Annotated in this window: 24 protein-coding genes and 1 rRNA gene; 10 read left to right on the top strand and 15 right to left on the bottom strand. The window is 55.8% G+C overall.

The genetic code is table 11. The annotated features are described in order from the left end of the window. Together rrf and ACIGG6_RS08435 are read left to right on the top strand one after the other, a co-directional pair. Positions 1-87, top strand: a 5S ribosomal RNA gene (gene rrf, locus ACIGG6_RS08440); the annotation flags it as partial. A 268-nt stretch (positions 88-355) separates the two neighbouring features. Then, positions 356-544 (top strand): hypothetical protein, encoded by a 189-nt coding sequence (locus ACIGG6_RS08435; RefSeq protein ID WP_044630706.1) that lies wholly within the window; start codon positions 356-358, stop codon positions 542-544. Positions 545-661: 117 nt separating this feature from the next. Here ACIGG6_RS08435 and ACIGG6_RS08430 read toward each other — a convergent pair whose 3' ends face one another. Beyond that, entirely contained in the window at positions 662-1,513 is an 852-nt protein-coding gene (locus ACIGG6_RS08430; RefSeq protein ID WP_399843870.1) for a Tim44 domain-containing protein, read from the bottom strand. A gap of 142 nt (positions 1,514-1,655) precedes the next feature. On the opposite strand from ACIGG6_RS08430, the gene ACIGG6_RS08425 reads away from it, so the two are divergent. After that, positions 1,656-2,231 carry an isochorismatase family protein gene (locus tag ACIGG6_RS08425; RefSeq protein WP_399843868.1) on the top strand — a complete coding sequence of 192 codons (576 nt, stop codon included), beginning with the start codon at positions 1,656-1,658 and terminating at the stop codon, positions 2,229-2,231. Positions 2,232-2,233: 2 nt separating this feature from the next. Here the strand turns inward: ACIGG6_RS08425 and yaaA are convergent, their stop codons facing one another. Together yaaA and ACIGG6_RS08415 are read right to left on the bottom strand one after the other, a co-directional pair. Further along, positions 2,234-3,013, bottom strand: a complete 780-nt coding sequence (gene yaaA, locus ACIGG6_RS08420) for a peroxide stress protein YaaA (protein WP_399843866.1) — start codon at positions 3,011-3,013, stop codon at positions 2,234-2,236. Between the two features lie 123 nt (positions 3,014-3,136). Next, on the bottom strand, positions 3,137-4,168 hold the full coding sequence (locus ACIGG6_RS08415; protein ID WP_058579722.1) for an NADP(H)-dependent aldo-keto reductase: 1,032 nt from the start codon (positions 4,166-4,168) through the stop codon (positions 3,137-3,139). Between the two features lie 249 nt (positions 4,169-4,417). Between ACIGG6_RS08415 and ACIGG6_RS08410 the strand changes: the two genes are divergently transcribed. Further along, complete coding sequence (locus tag ACIGG6_RS08410; RefSeq protein WP_137093688.1) at positions 4,418-4,912, top strand: tetratricopeptide repeat protein; 495 nt, start codon at positions 4,418-4,420, stop codon at positions 4,910-4,912. A 40-nt stretch (positions 4,913-4,952) separates the two neighbouring features. Next, on the top strand, positions 4,953-5,459 hold the full coding sequence (locus tag ACIGG6_RS08405) for a hypothetical protein (protein WP_399843865.1): 507 nt from the start codon (positions 4,953-4,955) through the stop codon (positions 5,457-5,459). Between the two features lie 24 nt (positions 5,460-5,483). Here ACIGG6_RS08405 and ACIGG6_RS08400 read toward each other — a convergent pair whose 3' ends face one another. From ACIGG6_RS08400 to ACIGG6_RS08380, 5 genes are all read right to left on the bottom strand, one after another. Then, positions 5,484-6,029 carry an LOG family protein gene (locus ACIGG6_RS08400; RefSeq protein ID WP_058579720.1) on the bottom strand — a complete coding sequence of 182 codons (546 nt, stop codon included), beginning with the start codon at positions 6,027-6,029 and terminating at the stop codon, positions 5,484-5,486. 62 nt (positions 6,030-6,091) lie between these two features. Further along, positions 6,092-6,613 (bottom strand): DUF501 domain-containing protein, encoded by a 522-nt coding sequence (locus ACIGG6_RS08395; RefSeq protein ID WP_287148396.1) that lies wholly within the window; start codon positions 6,611-6,613, stop codon positions 6,092-6,094. Positions 6,614-6,625: 12 nt separating this feature from the next. After that, positions 6,626-6,928 (bottom strand): hypothetical protein, encoded by a 303-nt coding sequence (locus ACIGG6_RS08390; RefSeq protein WP_044630715.1) that lies wholly within the window; start codon positions 6,926-6,928, stop codon positions 6,626-6,628. Positions 6,929-6,968: 40 nt separating this feature from the next. Continuing rightward, positions 6,969-7,376: an acyl-CoA thioesterase gene (locus ACIGG6_RS08385; RefSeq protein ID WP_044630716.1), complete on the bottom strand. Its 408-nt coding sequence runs from the start codon at positions 7,374-7,376 to the stop codon at positions 6,969-6,971. Between the two features lie 73 nt (positions 7,377-7,449). Further along, positions 7,450-8,256 carry a hypothetical protein gene (locus tag ACIGG6_RS08380; RefSeq protein ID WP_044630717.1) on the bottom strand — a complete coding sequence of 269 codons (807 nt, stop codon included), beginning with the start codon at positions 8,254-8,256 and terminating at the stop codon, positions 7,450-7,452. 111 nt (positions 8,257-8,367) lie between these two features. On the opposite strand from ACIGG6_RS08380, the gene ACIGG6_RS08375 reads away from it, so the two are divergent. Beyond that, positions 8,368-8,727: a hypothetical protein gene (locus tag ACIGG6_RS08375; protein ID WP_399843862.1), complete on the top strand. Its 360-nt coding sequence runs from the start codon at positions 8,368-8,370 to the stop codon at positions 8,725-8,727. Between the two features lies 1 nt (position 8,728). On the opposite strand, the gene ACIGG6_RS08370 is transcribed toward ACIGG6_RS08375, so the two are convergent. Then, entirely contained in the window at positions 8,729-9,160 is a 432-nt protein-coding gene (locus tag ACIGG6_RS08370) for a hypothetical protein (protein WP_399843860.1), read from the bottom strand. Positions 9,161-9,199: 39 nt separating this feature from the next. On the opposite strand from ACIGG6_RS08370, the gene ACIGG6_RS08365 reads away from it, so the two are divergent. Further along, entirely contained in the window at positions 9,200-10,363 is a 1,164-nt protein-coding gene (locus ACIGG6_RS08365; RefSeq protein WP_058579718.1) for a MalY/PatB family protein, read from the top strand. A 14-nt stretch (positions 10,364-10,377) separates the two neighbouring features. On the opposite strand, the gene ACIGG6_RS08360 is transcribed toward ACIGG6_RS08365, so the two are convergent. The 3 genes from ACIGG6_RS08360 to ACIGG6_RS08350 all read right to left on the bottom strand — a co-directional run bounded on the left by ACIGG6_RS08360 (position 10,378) and on the right by ACIGG6_RS08350 (position 13,320). Next, positions 10,378-11,322, bottom strand: a complete 945-nt coding sequence (locus tag ACIGG6_RS08360) for a tetratricopeptide repeat protein (protein WP_399843858.1) — start codon at positions 11,320-11,322, stop codon at positions 10,378-10,380. 462 nt (positions 11,323-11,784) lie between these two features. Then, a protein-coding gene (locus tag ACIGG6_RS08355) for an IS630 family transposase (RefSeq protein ID WP_399843856.1) occupies positions 11,785-12,799 on the bottom strand; the annotation gives its coding sequence in 2 pieces (ribosomal slippage) (positions 11,785-12,402 and positions 12,404-12,799; 1,014 coding nt in all). Between the two features lie 68 nt (positions 12,800-12,867). Further along, positions 12,868-13,320, bottom strand: a complete 453-nt coding sequence (locus ACIGG6_RS08350; protein ID WP_399843854.1) for an RrF2 family transcriptional regulator — start codon at positions 13,318-13,320, stop codon at positions 12,868-12,870. Between the two features lie 137 nt (positions 13,321-13,457). On the opposite strand from ACIGG6_RS08350, the gene hmpA reads away from it, so the two are divergent. Then, positions 13,458-14,627, top strand: coding sequence for an NO-inducible flavohemoprotein (gene hmpA, locus ACIGG6_RS08345; RefSeq protein ID WP_399843852.1), 1,170 nt, complete (start codon positions 13,458-13,460; stop codon positions 14,625-14,627). A gap of 113 nt (positions 14,628-14,740) precedes the next feature. Here the strand turns inward: hmpA and ACIGG6_RS08340 are convergent, their stop codons facing one another. Then, on the bottom strand, positions 14,741-15,298 hold the full coding sequence (locus ACIGG6_RS08340; protein WP_399843851.1) for a YIP1 family protein: 558 nt from the start codon (positions 15,296-15,298) through the stop codon (positions 14,741-14,743). A 109-nt stretch (positions 15,299-15,407) separates the two neighbouring features. On the opposite strand from ACIGG6_RS08340, the gene ACIGG6_RS08335 reads away from it, so the two are divergent. Then, positions 15,408-15,845, top strand: a complete 438-nt coding sequence (locus ACIGG6_RS08335) for a DUF488 domain-containing protein (protein ID WP_399843849.1) — start codon at positions 15,408-15,410, stop codon at positions 15,843-15,845. 4 nt (positions 15,846-15,849) lie between these two features. On the opposite strand, the gene ACIGG6_RS08330 is transcribed toward ACIGG6_RS08335, so the two are convergent. Both ACIGG6_RS08330 and ACIGG6_RS08325 read right to left on the bottom strand, forming a co-directional pair. Further along, positions 15,850-16,128: a SirB2 family protein gene (locus tag ACIGG6_RS08330; protein ID WP_399843878.1), complete on the bottom strand. Its 279-nt coding sequence runs from the start codon at positions 16,126-16,128 to the stop codon at positions 15,850-15,852. A 151-nt stretch (positions 16,129-16,279) separates the two neighbouring features. Further along, positions 16,280-16,660: an NnrS family protein gene (locus tag ACIGG6_RS08325; RefSeq protein ID WP_399843847.1), complete on the bottom strand. Its 381-nt coding sequence runs from the start codon at positions 16,658-16,660 to the stop codon at positions 16,280-16,282. 170 nt (positions 16,661-16,830) lie between these two features. On the opposite strand from ACIGG6_RS08325, the gene hsdR reads away from it, so the two are divergent. Continuing rightward, positions 16,831-20,355 carry a type I restriction-modification system endonuclease gene (hsdR, locus tag ACIGG6_RS08320; RefSeq protein WP_399843845.1) on the top strand — a complete coding sequence of 1,175 codons (3,525 nt, stop codon included), beginning with the start codon at positions 16,831-16,833 and terminating at the stop codon, positions 20,353-20,355. Positions 20,356-20,481: the final 126 nt, after the last annotated feature.

Raw genomic sequence — 20,481 nt, 5'->3', positions numbered from 1 at the left:
TGATCCCTTGCCGAACTCAGCAGTGAAACCGCTTAGCGCCGATGGTAGTGTGGGGTCTCCCCATGCGAGAGTAGGTCATCGTCAGGCACTTATACCGCAAAGAACCCAGCCCATCGGCTGGGTTTTTTGTTGCGCGCTTGATAAGCGCGCCATGACCCAAGCCCCGCGCACCGCCTGCTCGGGGCTTTTTGCTTTCTCTAATGTATACAGCGATATGCACAAAGCTTCCTTGAAACGATCGTTTTAAGAAATTAAATAACAAGGAGTTACTAGGCTGTGGTGGCGATAGGCGTGGCGAGCAACTAGTATGAGTGGGTACCTATTATTGAAGCACCATCTCAGGAGGAGAGGCGATATGAGTACCCCACTAATGAAGAAGCTTGCACTCGCATTACTAATGGCCATGATGATGGGCGGTTTGGCCGCTTGTGATAATCAAGGCCCAGCGGAAGAGGCTGGTGAGAATATCGATGAGAGCATGGAAGACGCTGGCGATAGCCTAGAAGAGATGGGTGAGAATATTGAAGAGTCCGCCGAGGACTAAGCGAGCCTGTCGCTTATCATGATGCTATCGAGTAGCTTGACATTATATCGATACAAAAACAGCCGCTAAGAAGCGGCTGTTTTGTGTTTTAGGGCTTATTAACCTATGTAGCTAGGTTTATGCGCCTGGGTTTTGCTCAATACCCTGCAAATACCAAGGTGCTTGATCGCGCATGGCACGGGTCAAATGCCACGTTTCGTTAAACTCAGTTTGCTCACTATTCTCTTCCAAAATGCCGTGGAAAATAACGGTAGCTTCGGCGTGGCCGTCGTACTCATTAATATCGCCAAGCTCCGCAAACAGACGCACTACCTCTGTACGGTTATTGGCAGGCTGCTCGGCACGTTCTTGACGCAGCAGGTTGTAAAGCTCTGGCGTAACGTACTCTTGAATTTGGCTGAAATCGTTATTATCCCAAGCGCGCTGAAGCGTCATAAAATGCTCTTTTGCACCGCCGAGAAAACGCTCTTTATCAAACCAGTCCGGCGTGCTCTGCAAACCGCTTGCAAGGCTGCCAGGCGCTGCTGTGAAGTTACTGGTAGGTGTGTGCTGAGTCTCCTGGCGTTCACGCTGATAGCCAGCCGCGTTGGCAGATGCAGGACGTCGCTGCCGCATAAAGGCGCGGAAAGCGAAGATGGCAAGCGCTGCGATGCCAGCCATCAGCAGGAGATCCATCATGCGCAGTTCATCGAACGCGCCTCCAAAGAAAAGCGCCGCTAGCAGGCCGCCTGCCAGTAACCCACCCATCATACCGCCCATACCACCACGGCGAGCGGTGGCAGCACCTGCTCCCTGTTGCTGAGTGCCCTGCGCCTGTTGCTGTGCAGGTGTACTGGCTGGGCGGTCAGCGGAGCGCGAGACGCTGCCCATACTGCTGCCGCCGCCTAAACGGCGTGCTTCAGCGTGCTCAATTGCGGCGCTAAAGCCCATGACGCTCACCAGTAGCATGACAAAGAATTGCCTTAACATGTTGATTCTCCAATAAGGATACAGGTAATGCCCAACGCCTCTGAATGAAGCGCATAGAAAATAGTCAATCGCCAGTTTACCGTGTAACGCACCGCGCGGGTTATGGTGGAATTCACTATAAAGACAAAAGTAGGAGCAAAAAGTGCGTTTAGATCAGACCCAAAGTGTGTTGCTCATGGTTGATTTTCAGGCCGGATTGCTGCCGGTGATAGAAGGGGGCGACAACGCTATCCAAGAGGCGGCGTGGCTGGCAGGCATTGCCAACTATTTGCAGGTGCCAGTATGGCTTACCGAACAGTATCCCGAGCGTCTGGGCGGAACCGATGCCCGACTATTGAGTGGTTTAGGGGCGCACCAGACGTGGCAAAAGCTACACTTTAGTGTGACCGAGGAGCCTGCGTTTACACAGGCGCTGGCAGCCCTTGGCCGCAAACAAGTGGTGATATGCGGAACCGAAGCACACATTTGCGTGCTGCAGAGCGCACTTGGTCTATTAGAAGCGGGATATAAAGTGTTCTGGCTCAGTGAGGCGGCCGCCAGCCGCCGCCCAGAAGAGGCGCGCCTTGCAAGAGAGCGTGCCTGTGCGAATGGCGCGACGGCGGTCTCCGCCGATATGGTGGCCTATGAGTGGCTTTACCGTTGCGACACAGCCACCTTCAAAGAGATCCATCGACACTTTCTGAAGCCGCGATCAGCTCAAACAGTGACGTTCTATTGATCTTAACGGTCCGTTTCACGGCGAGTGAACATTAGCGTATCGCCTTCTGAAGCCGCTGCATCAAAGCGGTATCCTGCCACGTCGAAGCCCTGGAGTGCCTCCGGGCTATTGATCTGCTGCTGAATGATCCAAGCGCTCATCAATCCCCGGGCTTTTTTGGCGTAGAAACTGATGATTTTGAAGGTACCGTTCTTTTCATCCTTAAAGACTGGCGTTATTACTTGAGCATCTAGCTTTTTTACATCTACGGCTTTGAAGTACTCGTTGGAGGCTAAGTTCACCAGCACTTTCGAGCCGCTCTCAGCGATGGCGCTGTTCAGTGCATGCGTGAGCGTCGGCTTCCAGTAAGCGTAGAGGTCCTTACCTGCGTCATTAGGCAGTTTGGTGCCCATCTCCAGCCGGTAGGCCTGGATGAGATCCAGAGGCCGCAGTAAGCCATACAGGCCCGATAAAATACGTAAATGCTGCTGGGCGAACTGGTTATCCGCTTCGCTAAAGGTGTCGGCTTCAAGGCCGGTGTACACGTCCCCCTGAAAAGCCTGTACGGCGGGTTTCGCATTATCGAGAGAGAAGGGGGGCTGCCAATCAGCAAAGCGAGCCGCATTCAGTCCGGCCAGCTTATCGCTAATCCCCATGAGATCGCTTAGCTGCTGTGGGGAGTAGTCGCGCAAGATGTCGATCAACGGCTGGCTATAGTCGAGGAAGTCCGGTTGGGTGACGTTCTGAGTGGTGGAGGGTGTTTCAAAGTCCAGCGTTTTGGCGGGGGAAATAACGCTCAGCATGGCGTGCTCCTTGTGCCGTGGCAAAAGAGAGTCGCTACCCGAAATGAGTAACGAAAAAAGAGTAAGTCGAAAGATTATACCAAGCCTCGGCGGTGGCCGAGGCTATCGGCACGATAGGAGCCGTTAAGGGCAAGGATTGGGCATACGACGATGGATGTCGTCGATGGCGGTTAACACTTCCTCATCCAGCTTCAAGCTCTCGCTGGCCAAGTTGCTTTCCAACTGATCCATGGTGGTAGCACCAATAATATTGCTGGTAAGGAAGCTGCGCGAGTTAATAAACGCCAGTGCCATCTGCGCTGGGTCGAGCCCGTGCTCTTTGGCTAGGTTGACGTAAGCCTGCGTAGCGGCCTCTGCCTCCGGCGAGGTATAGCGCTTAAAGCGCTCATAGAGCGTCAAGCGGCCCTTTGGCGGTTGAGCACCGTTAAGGTACTTGCCTGATAGCACGCCAAACCCCAGCGGTGAGTAGGCCAGCAGGCCCACATCTTCACGATGTGCAACTTCTGCTAAGCCCACTTCAAATGAACGGTTCAGCAGATTGTAGGGGTTTTGGATGGAGGCAACACGAGGCAGTCCTAGTTGATCAGAGAGCTGTAACATCCGCATGACGCCCCAAGGGGTATCATTTGAGAGCCCTACAGCCCGAATTTTACCTGCATCGACCAGCTCTTTAAGTGCGGAGAGCGTCTCTTCCAACGGAGTGGCGTCTTCCTGCTCAGCGTGGGTGTAGCCAAGTTTGCCGAAAAAGTTGGTGTTACGATCAGGCCAGTGCAACTGATACAGATCGACGTAATCCGTTTGCAGACGCTCAAGGCTGGTATCAATAGCTTGATGAAGGTGGTCCCGGCTCATTTTGGGGCCGCCGCGGATATGCTCCAAACCTGGGCCTGCCGCTTTGGTAGCGATGATGACATCGTCGCGAGCGCCCCGTGCTTTTAGCCAACTACCGATATAAGTCTCTGTTAACCCTTGTGTCTCTGCTTTTGGAGGAACTGGATACATCTCCGCCGTGTCGATAAAGTTAATACCGAACGCCACCGCGCGGTCGAGCTGTTCATGAGCCTCAGTTTCGCTGTTTTGCTCACCAAAGGTCATGGTGCCTAGACAGAGTCGGCTGACCTCAATTCCGGTTCTACCCAGTGGGCGCGTTTGCATGATTGTCTCCTCGCTAAGGCGAAAATGTGTCTGGAAAGGTGGCGATCTATATCGCCGATATCAGCCTGTGGGAGGCATGTTAGCGAGGGTCTACAAAAGCAGCAAATCAATAGGGTTGAGTCACGACGAAGGCAGGCGTATGCTTGCCAGCCCATCGACCGGCCAAGCGCCGGTTTATCGTATGGTTAGCCGTCGCGGAAGGTGAGATGGTTAGCCGAAGGTCTCAACAGATAGGCAGGGTGGTTTGCCATGCCGCAGGCATCATCATTGTTTACACGGTTAGAGTTTCGACTGGCCGAACAGTTGTTCCATACTCGTTGGTTACTACCGCGCTCACCGCGCACGCAGCGCCTTACCATGCGACTGTTTAAACGGTGTGCAGAAGCGGGGCACCCAGATGCGCAGTCTATTTACGGGCATATGCTGTTCCATCGCAGTTTATCTCCACAAGATAAAGCTCGTGGTGCGCGCTATGTGCTAGAAGCCGCCCAGGCGGGCGATGTAAAGTCGCAGTATCAGGTTGCGCAAATTCACGAGCACGGCTGTGTACAGTACCCCCGTCGTGAGGATTATGCGGTCACCTGGTATGCCCGTGCGGCACAGGCGGGGCACTACTTAGCGGCTGAGCGCCTGGCGCGTGCTTACCGAATCGGTGAGCTAGGCTTGTCGGTAGATCACGAGCAGGCCGATTACTGGCAGCGCATGGCAGAGCAACAGCCAGCAGTGGAGATGGCCGCCGCCTAAATCGTCAGTCAGGTGTTGCGATACGTAAAAGAGGAAGTCAGTGTCCGAGACGCTACCCACAGTGCTAGATATTGAAGCGTCCGGATTCGGGCGCGGCAGCTACCCGATTGAAGTTGGCATTGCGCGTGCTGACGGTAGCTGCTGTGCGTTTCTTATTCAGCCATTAGATGAGTGGAGCCATTGGGATCCAAAAGCCGAGCTACTGCACGGTATTTCTCGTGATCGGCTGATGAAAGAGGGCTACCCGGTGCGCCAAGTTGCCCAGTGGCTTAATGATGAACTGCGGGAGCTAGGTAAGGCTTATAGCGATAGTTGGGGCTACGATAATACCTGGCTGTCGTTACTGTTCCACCATGCTGGCATGCTGCCACGCTTTCGCCTGGAAGCGCTACGCATCCTGCTCAGCGAAGAGCAACAGGCGCTGTGGAGCGATACCAAAGAGGCGGTAGTGGCTGAGCGTGGCATCCACCGCCACCGTGCTGGGGAAGATGCTCGCTTGCTCCAGCTCACCTATCAGCGTACGCGCACGCTGACTGGCAAAGTATAAATTTCCATTCTACTCTGCTCGTACTCAGCTTAGTTCTGCTTCTAAAGCGTCTAATAGCTGGCTGGGCGTCGGTGCATCAAGCAGCATATCTCGTGTAGCTTGCGCCAGAAAGCCGTGGCTGACCGTGCTGTCTAAAAACGCCAGCAGTGGGGCGTAAAATCCATCGGTATCTAGCAGGCCCATCGGCTTGTCGTGTAGCCCCAAATAGCCCCAGGTCCAGATCTCAAACAACTCCTCAAACGTGCCAATGCCACCGGGCAAGGCGATAAAGGCGTCAGCGTTCGCCGCCATGGTGGCTTTACGTTCATGCATATTAGGCACGCGAATCAGCTCGGTTAATCCGAAATGAGCCTGTTCACGCTCAACGAGATGGTCGGGCATAACGCCGATGACGCTGCCACCCGCGTTTAGTGCCGCATTGGCCAGTTCCCCCATTAGTCCGACGCGTGCGCCGCCGTATACCAAGGTGTGCCCGCGTTGCCCAAGAGCCGTGCCAAGCGTATGGGCGGCTTGGCGGAATGCTGGGCTGTTGCCCTCTCTTGAGCCGAGGTAAACACAGATGCGTGACATAGTCGGGGCGTCCTTATCGCAGAGGAGTTAAGGATGAATCAGCGGGAGGCATTGCAGGACATCTAGCCTAGGCAGCGCTGTACGTCGTAGTGTTCGTCCATCCACTGTCCAATCACATTGTTACCGCACAGATGATGGGCGTATTGAGTATGTAGGCAGCGCACCTGCTGCCAGTTGCTGATGCCGCCTACACCGCGTTCGGTGAGGACATCGGTGTAGCCCAGGCGTGCCACTTCTTCACGCTGAGCCTCGCTCATAAAGCGCCAGCGGGCATCAACGTAATCGCGATGGCTCTGTTGGTAAGCGGCTAAGAAGTCAGGTTCTTCCTGCAGACGCTGTTCTAGTAACTTGATCACGCCCACGGCCTCAATGCGCGAAATCTCGATTTTAAGCAGGTCGGAACAGAGCCAGTAAAGCGTGGGGAAAGGCTTGCCATCCACAATCGGCGACATGCGCAGCACTAAAGGGGTGCCCTGTGTATCCGTGGCTGCAACGGCTTCGATACCGCGAGGCGCTCGCCCGAGCTGTTGGGTAATAATCGCCAGCTGGCGCTCGTCGGGTGCTTGGTCGGTACGAATTACCATTGCGTAGAACTCTCACTTTCGGTCGTCTTGGACAAATTTATTTGAGCGGCCAACGGCGCGGAAAAAACAGCGATTGAGCTGCTCTGGAGAAGCGACATAGCGCCATTTCTCCTCGCAATACTCAGCTGCGCGGGCCATTAGCACGTCGTAAAGTCGATTGAATGGGGCATCATAATCGTAGGGGTCTGCGCCGAACAAGCGGATATGCGGGTAATCAGCGAAGCGCTCCATGAAGTAGCGTTCAAGGTCGGCTTCCACGGCGCGGTGCTGCGCCGTGTTGTCAGGGTCAATCCAGAGATTATAGCGAATAGCCATGGTTCCTCCTGGAAGGCCCCACCATACATGGCAGGGGGAATTAAGCGGAGGCGGGCGCGGTATCCAAATGTGCTGTCAACGCCTCGCGCAGCTCACCCTCAATAGGAACGGCGCGCTTCTCCTGATGGTCGTACTGCACCATTACCGTATGCCCTAAGTTGGTTAGCGTACCATGCTGCCGCGCTTCCTGGGTGACGGTAAACGAGCTGTTGCCCAAACGGGTTAAATAGGTACGGATTTCGATGTCATGGCCGTAAAACAGTTCAGCGCGGTAATCCACTTCCATGCGCGCCATGATTAATCGCCACTGTTTAGGGTTCAGGTCGGGTGTAAACAGTTTGAACAGGTCGTTGCGTGCCAGCTCAAACCAAGCGGGGAGGCGCGTGTTATTAATATGGCCGAGGGCATCCGTATCGTAAAAAGCGGGCTCAATGGTGCGAGTGAACATAGCGCTATCCTTATTATTAGAGGGAACGAGGGAGGTACGAACCCTCCCAGAATTAACCCAAGCGAGCGCTTGGTCAAGCGTTACGGCGTTGTTGCCAAGCAGTGAACTGCATCCAGCCAAGCAGCCATAGGGTCGCGGCGAGAAATCCTGCCAACGTTCCCCAGAAAAGCCCCAGCGTACTGTAAGTGTACGAAACGCATAGGGTATAGCTCAGCAGCGAGCCAAGGCCCATGGGATAATGCTTAATGACTGTGGCGACGGGGGCATACCCATGCCCCACGTGCAGGATCAGCAAAAATGGCAGCATGGTGACGGGAAATGCAGCCAGCGTGCCTGCCCACTCTGGGGGGAGCCAGTGGGCGATACGGGTGATAGCAAAAATAATAACAGTGGCAAGCCCCGCGCGTGCCGCTAGCGCGGGCCAAGAAAAGGCGCTGCTCGCGGTACTCTTCACATCGGGAATGGAGCGGAACAGCCAACTGAAGACGCCAATGGCACAAAGCGTCACCAGCGTGCCGCTGAAGCGGGTAAAGCTGAACTGCGCGAGCAGGGTGCTCATGACCAGCCACGCGGCAAAGCCTCCCAGCACACCGCTAATAACGCCCTTGATGCCAGGCTGGCGGCCTGTGACCACATAACCTGCCCCCAATGCCATTGTCGCGGTAAACCCGGCCAGCGTATGCACGGCACTCTGGGTAGCGAAGGCGGGCGAGATCTCTAAACCGATAAAAAACAGCGCTAGTGCGGTGCCTAAAGGATAACCTGAGAGTAGTCCTGCAATACGCGGGCTAGCACGGACAGCGATAGCGCTTAAGCCCAAAACCATGCTGACGGAGAGCCCCAGCTTTGCTAACTGCCAAGTGAGTGGTACTTCTACCATGCGGCGTTTTCCTTACGTTTATTATGTGGTTACTATTATTATGTTGCTGATTTTTAGCACATTAGGTGTTATTAATCGTTAAGACGCTGCTAGCGTGTGAGGCTGTTTACCGTGCCCCTTTCACCGGATTCCGGTACCCACGTGCTCTCTCCGCCGCCTAAACCCAGTGGCTGCGAACTGTGCCAGCGTGCATCGCCGCTCACCAAGCACCATCTCATTCCAAGGACGCTGCATAACAAGCCGCGTTATCAAAAGCGCCATAGCCGTGAAGAGCGGCTAACGGCCATTGTGTGGCTGTGTCATCCCTGCCATAAGCACATTCACCGTCTCTACAGCGAGCGCGAGCTGGCCGACCGCTTGGCTAGTTTGGAAGCGTTGATGAACGATGCCGATATTCGCGCTTTTGTCGATTGGCTTGCCACCAAGCCTGCGGGCTTCAAGCCGAAATCACCGGGGCGCAAACGGCGCTAAGCTATACCAGCCTCAGCCCCTGTTGGTCGCTCCAGGCAGCTGCCAGGGCCTCGTCCAGCGGTCCGGCTAAGTGGGCAGGCAGGGCGGTGCGGGCTGCGTCCAGCGAATCAAACGAGCGGTTACGCAGCCAGCAGTACGCCCAGGCGCAGGCTTCTTCATCGCTTTGTGGGGTAGGCCGGGCGGGCATCTGGTTGAGCAGAAACACTGCCGTGCGTGGCGCCCACAGCGGCATCTCGCCCTGCTGGTCTTGGCTCCACTGCTCCAGCGTGGCGCCACTTGGCGTAGCATCGGGGGTGCCTAGTTTAGCGACCCTAGCGGTTTCTGCCAGGATGAGTGCCAGCTGGTCGGCATCTGCCTGACCCAGCGAGCGCCACTGCCGCAACAGCGCCGATAGGCCAGCGCGCATCTTGGTATAAAAGTCATCTTGCGGCATGCTCAGTATTTACTCCCGTGGAAATAAGTGAGATTTGTTATGGCGTTCGATTTTGCCACGCCCGTCGAACGACGTGCTCCCGAAGGAAATTACGCCTCGCAGAAATGGCACCGCTATGCGCAGGATGTGCTGCCGTTATGGGTCGCCGATATGGACTTTCATTCGCCGCCTGCGGTAATCGACGCGCTCCAACGGCGGGTGGCCCACGGCGTTTACGGCTATGGCGAAGTGCCCGCCACGCTCACAGCGGCCCTTTGCCAGTGGAGCGCTCACCACTATGCGTGGACCATTGAGCCCGAATGGCAGCAGTGGCTACCCGGTGTAGTGCCCGCGCTGCACTTTGCTGCCATGGCATTGACCCAGCCAGGGGAGGGCGTGCTGACCATTGCGCCTATTTACCCGCCCTTCCTGGCCGTGGCTGAACGCACTGGGCGGCTAGCGCAACAGGCGATGTTAGCGGAGCCAGCCGCCCCTGGCGAGCCTTGGCGGCTGGATATCGAGGCGCTGGAGGCGGCCATTACCCCGCAAACCCGGCTACTGCTCTGGTGCCACCCTCATAACCCGACCGGGCGCGTGTGGACGCTGAGCGAGCTTGAGCAGTTAGCCGCCTTGGTCGAGCGCCACGATTTATGGGTAGTCTCCGATGAGCTGCACTGCGATTTGCTGCTGGATGAAGGGGCACGTCATCGCCCCCTGGTGGCGCTGTTCCCTGAGCTGGCCAAACGCACGATCACTCTGTGGGCACCGTCAAAAACCTTCAACTTAGCCGGGCTCACCAGCGCCTGTGCGGTGATTCCCGATGCCACACTGCGCCAACGCTTTGCCGCTGCCACCAAAGGGTTTCTGCCCGATGGTAACGTGCTGGGGTTAGTCGCTGCTGAGGCGGCCTATCGTGACGGTGAGCCCTGGCGTCAGGCGCTCTTAGAAGTACTGCGTGGCCATCGGAAGTTATTGGAAGCGCGTGTGGCGATGTGGCCCGGCGTGTCGCTTAGCGCGCCAGAGTCGACCTATTTAGCGTGGCTGGATATGCGTGAAGCAGGGCTGGGAGAGTCGCCGGCAAAGACGCTTTTAGAGCAGGCAGGGGTGGCGCTATCCGACGGAGCGGCATTTGGCTGCCCGGGATTTGTGCGCTTGAATTTTGGAACCACCGCTTCCCAGTTGGAAGCGGCGTTATCGCGGATGGATACGCTGTTAAAAGCGTAAGGTAGGCGGTGGTACTAGTAGAGCAGGGCAAACAGCTTTCGACGATAGGTGACGGTTAGTGGATGGTCTGCCCCTAGCGCATCGAATACCTGTAGCAGCGTTTTGCGGGCCGCGTCGTCGTTATAGGCGCGGTCCTGCTTCATCAGCGCCAGCAAGGCTTCCAGGCCTGCGTCGTACTGGCCGTCGGCCACTTGGCGTAGCGCCCGCTGGTACTGAGCTTCGCTGTCAGTGCGATCACCCAGCGCGGCGATCTCTTCTGTTGAGAGTGCCTGTTCGCTGAACTCGATGCTGGCGCGAACGCCACGGGCGGGTGCTGCATCGCGCTCCTCTGGCGGCAGGTTATCCAGCACGCTACGGGCTTCTTCACCACGCCCTTCCGCCACCAGCGCTTTGGCAAGGCCAATTTGGTAGGCGTAATGTTCCGGGTATTGGCCAATCAGCGTTTGGTAAATCTCCCGCGCGGCTGCGGCATCGCCAGCGCTCAAGGCTTCTTCCGCCTGCTCTTCGGGGCTGGGCGGCGCGTCGCTGGGGGCAGGGAAGTAGCGGTTCAACCACTCGCGCACTTCTTTTTCAGGCAGTGCCCCTTGGAAGCTGTCTACTAAGCCGCCTTGGCTAATGAGCTTCACGTCAGGCACGGAGCGCACGCCCAACTGCCCGGCGATCTCTGGGTTGGCTTCCACATCCAGCGTTGCCAGCAAGAAGGCTCCAGCGTACTCCACCGCCAGTTTCTCAAGCACCGGCATCAGGTTCTTGCACGGCTCGCACCAAGGAGCCCAGCAGTCCATCAGCACTGGCACCTGCATAGAGGCTTCCAGTACTTGCTGAATGTTGCCTGCGTTGAGCTCAATAACGACCTCTTCACGAGTCACGCTAGGTCGCTCGCCACTGGTGGGCGCGTTACTGCTCGCAGCAGGGTCGGCAGTCATCGGGTTGCCGGTACGGGGATCAATAATCGACATGGGTAAACTCTGCATCGCATGAAAAAGGTTACTCCATGATATGCAGGCAGCCGCCCAGGGATTCAAGGAAGTGAAGGGAAATAAAGCGCTGAACCCGACGAGCTGCTTCCCCAAGCATTGCTTACCGTACACGCACAAAAAAGCCGATTCCCTAAAGAATCGGCTTTTTCTATGTTTGGTAGCGGGGACGGTTATGAGACTGATGATTTAAGGACATTTATTTTGTCCTTAAATGGTTAAAAATGGCTTTAAACCTTATGATAGAGCGGTTTTCGGCAAATGCCGCTTCTGGACGTAAGGGTTATTAATGACACGGGAAGACATTGGAGATTGTCACAGCCAGCAACTGGAAGCAGTGACCTTAAGTCTCGGGAAGCGGTATCGTAAGCTAGTCGCCTGGGCGCATGATGACGGTTTGCTCGATGTGCTACAGGTCATTTATCACGCCCTAGGACTAAGTAACTATAAAAAAGTAATCCGGTATTCGCTGCCGTAACCTGACAGTACCTTATGGACATGGTCTTTCAAGGACGAGAAGCTTTCGTAAGCCGTCAACGGCAGCCACTCATACTTGACCTTGCGCCAAAGAATCTCGATCAGGTTCAGTTCTGGCGAATACGGCGAGAGATAGACGACATGCACACGCTGATTCAGCCAATCTAGTCGCTTGCGCTGGAAATGAGCCGAGCGATGGACACTGGCATTGTCCAGCACCACGATGGCAAAGGCGTCCGGCGGCTTCTGGGCAACCAGGCGGTCGAAGGCGTCGATGACCACCTCGGTGGTGATGGTTGCTATCGTCGAGTGGTAGATCAGCTTGCCCTGACGGCTCAGGAAGCCCAGTACGTTCAGGCGCTGACTATGCGAGTAGGCCGGCACTTCCCGAGGGTGGCCGATAGGGCTCCAGGCGTAAGGTAAGGCTGAGGACTGGGCAAAGCCTGATTCATCGAAATAGTACAGCTCCGTCTCGCCCCGATCTTCCCAACGCTGAAGCTCAGCCAGCAGGCCTTGAGTATGGCGGAACTCAGTTTCGTCGCGCCGTCCTTTCAGGGAGCGCCGGGTACGCTTAAAGCTATAGCCCAGATTTTTTTAATGCACGCTTGAGGGTCATGGTACAGGCGCATTTACCGGTTTCCAGTTGGAACCTTGCCTGGACGGCCTTCAACTGATGAGGTTCCTCTGGGACGAGTTCAAGTAACCGTACCCGCTCCGAATCACTGTAGATAGCGGGCCGACCGGTGCGTGGCTTGTCCCGGAGCCCTTCGAGGCCCTGTGCCTCCCAGGCATCGAACCAGAGCGAAACCGTTTCCCGGGTGACGGTCAGAATCTTGCAGATCTGGTCAATGGTATGGCCTTGATGGCTCAGTACGATGGCATGAGCCCGACGACGCAGGGCCGGTTTCTCTCCATAGGTGTAGGTTGCCATTAATGCCTGATGGTCAGCATCGGATAGGGGCGGCACAAAGCGGAAGGCCATGCTTATCGTCCTGGCTAAACGGGTCAGGATAAGCATAGCGGAAAATATGTGTTTCGAGTACTGAGCGGCTAGTTGGGAACGGTGAGGGTGGGAATACGCATCAGCGTTGAGAGCTGTGAAGTACGATCTGCTAACAAGTCGGCAAGCGTATATTGATCCAACACGTTTAAAAATGCAGAGAGCGCTTCCGCCAGAATCGGCTGCAATCGGCAAGAGGGAGTGATGACACATGTATTATCTTCACGAAAACACTCAACCAGCGCCATCTCATGTTCTGTATCTCGGACCAAAGCCCCCAGTGAAATCGTTTCTGGTGAGCGGCCAAGCAATAACCCACCACTTTTGCCGCGTATGGCGGTGAGATACCCCTTCTGATTAAGCTCTTGAACGATCTTCATCAAGTGATTACGTGAGATGGAGAACGTCTGTGCTATCTCATTGATCGTGGTGCGCTCTTCGCCCTTAACCGCGAGGTAGAGAAGTACGCGAATGGCGTAATCGGTATAGCGAGTCAAGTGCATAGAGGGCCATCAGTTCAAGTAAAACTCTATTGTACGGTCTGCGCAGGCCTGCGGAAATGATATTCGACTTCTGTTTACGCCAAGGGGAAAGCTTGATATTTTAAAGATGTATTTAAAATATATCTTATGAGGCGCTTATGTTGACACCAATGCAAGAAGAGATTGTTCAAGCCACTGCACCTGTGGTGGCAGAACATCTAGACGTGATTACTCAACGCTTTTACCCGCTTATGTTTGAGCGCTACCCCCAGGTAAAGCCCCTATTTAATCAAGCGCATCAGCAAAATGGCGGGCAACCCCGCGCACTGGCAGGGATGATTCTTGCCTATGTGCAGCTACGCCAGTCCCCTCAAAAAGCCAGAGAGACGTTAGAAATCGTGGTAAATAAGCACGTCGCCCTGGACATTCAGCCGGATCAATACCCCATTGTGGGTGAGTGTTTGATGGCGGCGATTGGTGAAGTACTAGGTGATGCAGTAACACCGGAAGTCGCCGATGCCTGGAGTGCGCTCTATCAGGAGCTGGCTGACCTGCTAATAAGCCTGGAAAAGCAGCGCTACCAAGCTTTTGAGCAGGAGCCAGGCGGTTGGCGTGGTGCTCGACGTTTTCGTATTGCGAAAACCCACCAGGAAAGCCGCGTGATTCGCTCGTTCATTCTCGAACCTGAAGATGGTGGCCAAGTTGCCGCCCACCTCCCAGGGCAATATATCGGTGTCAAACTTACCATCGGTGGCCAACCGGTTTACCGTCACTATAGCCTTTCGGATGTACCCAACGGGCACTCCTATCGGCTCTCTATCAAACGGGAAGCTCACGGTGTAGCAAGCCGCTATTTTCATGATCAGCTTAACGTAGGCGACACCATCGAACTGCTGCCGCCTGCGGGTGAGTTGATCTTGGCAGGTAATAAAGAGCCGTTGATGCTGATTAGCGGGGGCGTCGGTCAAACACCCTTGCTGCCAATTGCCAAGCAGGCGCTTGAACAGGGGCGCAGCGTTACCTACCTGCATGCTGCACTAGATGCCGAGCACCACGCCTTTGCCGATGATTTGGCGGAGTTACGCAATGCATACCCCGCCCAGTTGAATACTGTCACCATCTACGAAAATGAGGCGGGCGGGAATCATCAAGGACGCATTAACCGGAGTCTACTATCGGACTATTTGCCGGCCCAGGCTCGTTGCTATTTCGTAGGGCCACACGGTTTTATGGTGCTCATTAATCAAGAGCTGGAGCGCTTGGGTGTACCAGCTTCGAAGCGACACTTTGAGCACTTTGGCCCAGCCGAAGCGTTAAATGCGGCGTAACTCGCAGGGTGCTGCTGAGCAGTGGCGATAGAGCAAGTAGGAGGGGGCTCAAACAAGCTGAGCTCCCTAGTCGATATGCACTATCACTGTAAACCTATCCCCGCTCAATAAGCCTAAATAACGGCTAACAGCACTCCCCACCCTAAAATGCCAGCCGACATAATGGTGTAGGTAGCGGAGATAGTGACGACGTCATGCTCTTTTCTTGTGCAGAGCGCTTGTAAGCCGTGGTAAATCAAACTGCAAGAGATGCCTAGTGCAAAGAGCGCCACTAGCGTATTAAAGAGCAGACTGGGCACCCCCAGCGCCAATGAAGATGCCCAGAGAGGCAAAGGAGCCAAAGCCGCCAGCAGGTAGGCATCTTGATAATTGATGGAGAGCTGCTCCGTGCCATTGACGACGGCGTGGATTACCCAGCCCATGATGAAAAAGGTCAGTAGTTCAGCTAAAAAGAGAATAGTGGTGATGAACCGCCACTCGCGGTCAGCAAAGCCTGTCATGAAAGCATCGCCATAATGCGTGCCAGCAAAGTAGAGCATAACGGGGGGAAGCAGCGACATGGGTAACACCACACACCATGCCAGCAGTGGAATTGAGGGAGACTTTGCCTGAAGTTCTCGCCACCCTTCACGATAGCTGAAAGGCATCTTCATGTAGGCCATTACTTTCATCGTTAACCCCTCCAGTGAACATCGGCTAAACCGTTTTTTGCATCACATGAGATAGTATCTCTAGAGTAGCAGCAAATAGGGCATTGTCAGCGGATAGGGTGACAGAGCGATGATTTATCACATTGAACTAAAGCGCGTATACGCCCCTATCGACGAGCAGGATGGAGCTCGAATATTAGTCGACCGGTTGTGGCCACGCGGGAAATCGCACAGCTCCCTGGCACTGGATGAGTGGTGCAGGGAGGTGGCGCCATCAACCGAATTACGCCGTCACTACCATCAGCAACAGATTAGCCAAGCAGTGTTTAACTCACGCTACCGTCATGAGCTGGAAAGAGCACTAGATAATTTGCTACCGCTAATGACGTATGCGCGGCAGGGGCGTTTGACGCTGCTCACCGCAAGTCGCCACATAGAGAAGTCGCACCTTCCAGTGCTAAAGGAAGCGACGCTGGCCGCGCTTGCAGAAGAGGACGCTAGCGACAGTGAACCTTCTTCTCCGCCTTGCTGGGCTCATATGCTACCCACCTCTAGACACGAGCGTTGATGCCTTAGCCAAGCCAGGAGAGGGCAGAGCGCTCTACCGCAGCGCCGATTATATAAGCGAACACTAAAACCGCGGCGACAGCGGCAGTAGCACGAATTTTAGGTGTTTTACCACGTTTGATAGCGACAGTGCCGAGCAAAATATAAATCACAAGCGCGGTGATTTTGGCGCTCAGCCAGAGCGGTAGTGGCCAGAAGTTGAGTATAACGGCCAGTGTTACCCCGAGTGTGAGCAGTAGGGTATCCATCAGATGGGGTACGATTTTAACCCAGCGCGCTTGCAGTAAAGCTACTCCCCGAACCGACCAGAATGCCCGTAGAACAAAAAATGTCAGGCGGCATAAGCCGCTGTGATATGCAGATGTTTCAGTATTAAGTAGTGTTCAATCACCCTCATCCTCCCTTGCTGTATGCCGCGCCAATAATTGGCGATGGTTAGCCGTCCTCGCCATCAACACGCGCGCTCAACAGTGGCACAGCGTAGTGCAATACAAACACTAGATAGCTTAAGCACCAGGCAATAATGACAACGCTGTAAACCCAGTGGCTAGATTGAGGAAAGAGCACGAGCCATACCGAGCGTAGCAGCGCAGCGATAAGAAGTACCCCTAACGCGACCCCAATCCCTGGCAGTGTGCGAATGGCGCGACCTGTGTGGCCTAGCGATACCCGTGACATCATTGCCAGCATCATCGTGCCCATGCTACCAATCGCAAGCGCGTGCAAAGCGGTTTCTACCCGTTGACCAGTGAAGAAATCGGCCCCCTCGTGAATGAGGCGGGTTTGCTGCAAAGCTTTGGCCACTACATCGGTCATGGATTGGCTTGCTCCTGCAGCACTGCTGATGAATTAAGTATTCTGTATATTTAGCTGCGTTATGGGTGGTCATTTCGCACCACCCTGATAAAGTCCATTGATTAGTAGCATAATGCTGAAAGATGAATCTTTCTTAGCAAGTGCTAAATGCAGATGACATGGAGCCGTTTGTGCGAGTCAGCGACCAAATCTCAACAAATTTTAGTTTCCTAGCCGAGCATGACGCGCTTTTTGTTCAGTTGGCATCCGCTGCTGAGGGGGCTTTCTCCAGTGACCCCAACACCACTCTGATCAAACTCCGCCAGCTCGGTGAAGCCCTGGCCCAACACCTGGCCGCGCTCTCCGGTATCGAGTTTGACGAACAAACCAGCCAGTCCGAACTGCTGTACCGCCTGAACCGCGAATTACGGCTGGAACCGCAGATCAAAGAGCTGTTCCACATCCTGCGCATTGAAGGCAACAAGGCCACCCACCAGTTCCGCACCCAGCACAAAGAAGCGATGGATGGCCTGAAAGTGGCGCGGGCTCTGGCCATCTGGTTTCACCGCTCCTTCGGTAAAGCCGGTGCCAGCTTCAAGCCCGGCCCTTTCATACCCCCCGCCGACCCCAGCGCCCAGTTGCGCCAGCTTCAGGGCGACATCGAAAAGCTCCGGCACGACCTGCAACACGCCAACATGGCGCTGGACAGCAGCCAGCAGCTCAGCCAGCTGATCGAGCAGGAAAAAGCCGAATACGAAGCCCTGGCCGTGGCCATGGATGAAGAATCCCGCGCCCTGGCCGAGCAGGCCCGCCAGCACGAACAGGCCCTGAGCCAACAGCAACAGGCCTACGAGCAAAAGATCAAAGCACTGCAACAACAGCTCACGGAGCAGGGCGAGCAGACGGTTAACCAGCAGCGCCAACAGGTGGCCAAGAAAACCAAAGCTGCCACCGACACCCTGGTACTGAGCGAAGAACTCACCCGCATCCTCATTGACCAGCAACTGCAGGAAGCGGGCTGGGAAGCCGACAGCCAGGATATCACCTTCCAGAAAGGCGCCCGCCCGGAGAAAGGCACCTATCGCGCGATTGCCGAATGGCCTACCAACCATAACGGCGAGAAGGGTCGGGCAGATTACGTGCTATTCGTAGGGCTAACGCCCATCGCCGTGGTGGAAGCCAAAAAAGAAAACACCAACGTGGCCGGTAAAATTCGCCAGGCCGAGCGCTACAGCAAGGGCTTCAAAGTGGAAGCTCCGTTAGTCGGCGCCTGGGAGTTGATGGGCCGCACCATCGCATGGCCCGCAGACGAAAGCGGCCATTACCACGTGCCCTTCGTGTATTCCTGCAACGGCCGGCCCTATGTGCCACAACTGGCAGAACAGTCCGGCACCTGGTTCCGGGATGTGCGCGAACCCAGCAACCTGCGCCGCGCACTGCCGCAGTTCCACACGCCGGGCGGGCTGCTGGATTTGCTGGAACGGGACAAAGAAAACGCCGAGAAGCTGCTAAAGGAAGAGCCTTTCGGCTACCTGAAACTGCGGGATTACCAGCAGAAGGCCATTGTCGCCACCGAACACGCTCTGGCCCGAGGCGTTCGCACCGCCCTGCTGGCCATGGCCACCGGCACCGGTAAAACCCGCACCATCATCGGGTTGATGTACCGTTTCCTGAAAGCCGAACGCTTTCACCGCATCCTGTTCCTGGTGGACCGCACCGCCCTGGGCCAGCAAGCCATCGACGCCTTCAACGAAGCACCGCTGGAACAGAACCACACCCTCAGCAAGATCTATAACGTCGCCGAGCTGGGCGACATGGCGGCGGAAGCCGAAACCCGCATCCAGGTGGCCACCGTGCAGGCCATGGTCAAACGCATCTTCATGAGCGACAACCCGCCGCCCATCGACCAGTTCGACTGCATCATCATCGACGAAGCCCACCGGGGCTACACCCTGGACCAGGAAATGACAGAGGGCGAACTGGCCCTTCGGGACACCAGCCAGTACCTGTCCAGCTACCGCCGGGTACTGGATTACTTCGATGCGGTGAAAATCGGCCTGACCGCCACCCCGGCCAAGCACACCAGCGAGATTTTCGGCAAACCGGTGTACACCTACTCCTACCGGGAAGCGGTAGCAGACGACTGGCTGATCGACCACGAACCGCCCATCCGTTATGAAACCCTCCTTACCCAGAACGGCATTACCTTCGAGAAGGGCAAGCCGGTCGAAGTCATCAACCGCCAGACCGGAGAAGTGAACACCACCGAGCTGGAAGACGAACTCAACTTCGAGGTGGATGCCTTCAACCGCCGGGTGATCAACGAGAATTTCAACCGGGTCATCTGCGAACAACTGGTGCAGGAGCTGGACCCGTTCGGCGACGAAAAAACCATGATCTTCTGTGCCACCGACTTGCACGCGGATATGGTCAAACGCTTGCTGGATGAAGCCTTCAAAGCTCTCTACAACGGCCAGTACAACGAAGCCGCCGTGGCCAAAATCACCGGCCAGAGCGACAAGGTGGACCAGCTCATCCGCCGCTACAAGAACGAGCGCTACCCCAACATTGCCATTACTGTGGACCTGCTGACCACCGGCATCGACGTGCCGCGCATCTGCAACCTGGTGTTCATGCGCCGGATACGCTCACGCATCCTGTACGAACAGATGATCGGCCGCGCCACCCGCCGCTGCGACGAGATCGGTAAGACAGTATTCCGCATCTACGATCCGGTAGACATCTACGCGGCCCTGCAGGATGTAAACACCATGAAGCCCCTGGTGAAAGACCCCAACATCACCCTGGAGCAACTGGTGGACGAACTCACCGACGACGAGCAACTGGAAAAAGCCCTCAACAGCCCCGGCGAAGTTCCCGACGAAAGCCAGGCCGACGTGGTGCTCAGCCAGCTCAGCCAGAGACTCATGCGGGTGCTGCGCAAGGCCGACAACAAAGCCGAAAGCCGCCCGGAACTGAAACAGAAACTGGACGAATTGCACCAGAGCTGGGGCGTGGAACCCAAATCCCTGCACCAGCATCTGCACCAGCTCGGCCCGCGCCAAGCGTCCGCGTTTATCAAACAGCACAGCGGCCTGCTGAGCCAGTTAGCAGAGGTGAAATCCTTGGTCGGCAGCGAATATATGCCGCTGATTTCCGACCACGAAGACGAAATCCGTGAACGTATCCAGAGCTACGGTGTACACGACAAGCCGGAAGACTACCTGGACAGCTTCAACGAGTTCATCAAACAGCAACTCAACCAGTCCGCCGCGCTCGCAGTCGTGGTCAACAAACCCCGGGACCTCACCCGGGAACAGCTACGGGAAGTAAAACTGCTGCTGGACAACCACGGCTACTCCGAAGCCCGCCTGCAAAGCGCCGTGCGCAACCAGACCAACAAAGACATCGCCGCCAGCATCATCGGCTACATCCGCCGCGCGGCTTTGGGCGAGCCACTGATTCCCTTCGAACAGCGCGTGGCCGAGGCCATGGACCGCATCCTCACCCAGCACAACTGGACTCCGAACCAGCGCAAATGGCTGGAACGCCTGGCCAAGCAGTTGGTGCATGAAGTCATCATCGACCGGGAGTTTGTGAACCATCGCTTTGCCGATGACGGCGGCGCAAGGCAAATGGACAAGGTACTGGGAGCGCAGCTGGATACGGTGCTGGAGGAATTGAATGAGGCGATGTGGCCGCAGCAAAGTGCCTGAAAACCATCTGAATGACATGCATAGAAAACCGGCTTTTCTTATCATGTCGACCGCCACATGCACAGATTTCCGGATTATTTATACATAAGGCGCGGAAGAAGCCGGAGCGCCCTTCCAAGGATTACC

The sequence above is a fragment of the Vreelandella lionensis genome (genome assembly GCF_044543515.1).
GTDB lineage: Bacteria > Pseudomonadota > Gammaproteobacteria > Pseudomonadales > Halomonadaceae > Vreelandella > Vreelandella lionensis.
Note: the sequence above shows the minus strand (reverse complement) of the source record. Positions and strands in the feature narration are given on the sequence as shown.

Coding starts and splice junctions, on each gene's coding strand:
- ACIGG6_RS08385 (WP_044630716.1), bottom strand. CDS start 7,376: ATGTTCACTCGCACCATTGAGCCCGCTTTTTACGATACGGATGCCCTC.
- ACIGG6_RS08335 (WP_399843849.1), top strand. CDS start 15,408: ATGATTTATCACATTGAACTAAAGCGCGTATACGCCCCTATCGACGAG.
- ACIGG6_RS08350 (WP_399843854.1), bottom strand. CDS start 13,320: ATGCACTTGACTCGCTATACCGATTACGCCATTCGCGTACTTCTCTAC.
- ACIGG6_RS08390 (WP_044630715.1), bottom strand. CDS start 6,928: ATGGCTATTCGCTATAATCTCTGGATTGACCCTGACAACACGGCGCAG.
- ACIGG6_RS08380 (WP_044630717.1), bottom strand. CDS start 8,256: ATGGTAGAAGTACCACTCACTTGGCAGTTAGCAAAGCTGGGGCTCTCC.
- ACIGG6_RS08340 (WP_399843851.1), bottom strand. CDS start 15,298: ATGAAAGTAATGGCCTACATGAAGATGCCTTTCAGCTATCGTGAAGGG.
- ACIGG6_RS08395 (WP_287148396.1), bottom strand. CDS start 6,613: ATGGTAATTCGTACCGACCAAGCACCCGACGAGCGCCAGCTGGCGATT.
- ACIGG6_RS08325 (WP_399843847.1), bottom strand. CDS start 16,660: ATGACCGATGTAGTGGCCAAAGCTTTGCAGCAAACCCGCCTCATTCAC.
- ACIGG6_RS08370 (WP_399843860.1), bottom strand. CDS start 9,160: ATGCCGCAAGATGACTTTTATACCAAGATGCGCGCTGGCCTATCGGCG.
- ACIGG6_RS08430 (WP_399843870.1), bottom strand. CDS start 1,513: ATGTTAAGGCAATTCTTTGTCATGCTACTGGTGAGCGTCATGGGCTTT.
- ACIGG6_RS08400 (WP_058579720.1), bottom strand. CDS start 6,029: ATGTCACGCATCTGTGTTTACCTCGGCTCAAGAGAGGGCAACAGCCCA.
- ACIGG6_RS08410 (WP_137093688.1), top strand. CDS start 4,418: ATGCCGCAGGCATCATCATTGTTTACACGGTTAGAGTTTCGACTGGCC.
- ACIGG6_RS08360 (WP_399843858.1), bottom strand. CDS start 11,322: ATGTCGATTATTGATCCCCGTACCGGCAACCCGATGACTGCCGACCCT.
- ACIGG6_RS08365 (WP_058579718.1), top strand. CDS start 9,200: ATGGCGTTCGATTTTGCCACGCCCGTCGAACGACGTGCTCCCGAAGGA.
- yaaA (WP_399843866.1), bottom strand. CDS start 3,013: ATGCTGAGCGTTATTTCCCCCGCCAAAACGCTGGACTTTGAAACACCC.
- hmpA (WP_399843852.1), top strand. CDS start 13,458: ATGTTGACACCAATGCAAGAAGAGATTGTTCAAGCCACTGCACCTGTG.
- ACIGG6_RS08435 (WP_044630706.1), top strand. CDS start 356: ATGAGTACCCCACTAATGAAGAAGCTTGCACTCGCATTACTAATGGCC.
- ACIGG6_RS08415 (WP_058579722.1), bottom strand. CDS start 4,168: ATGCAAACGCGCCCACTGGGTAGAACCGGAATTGAGGTCAGCCGACTC.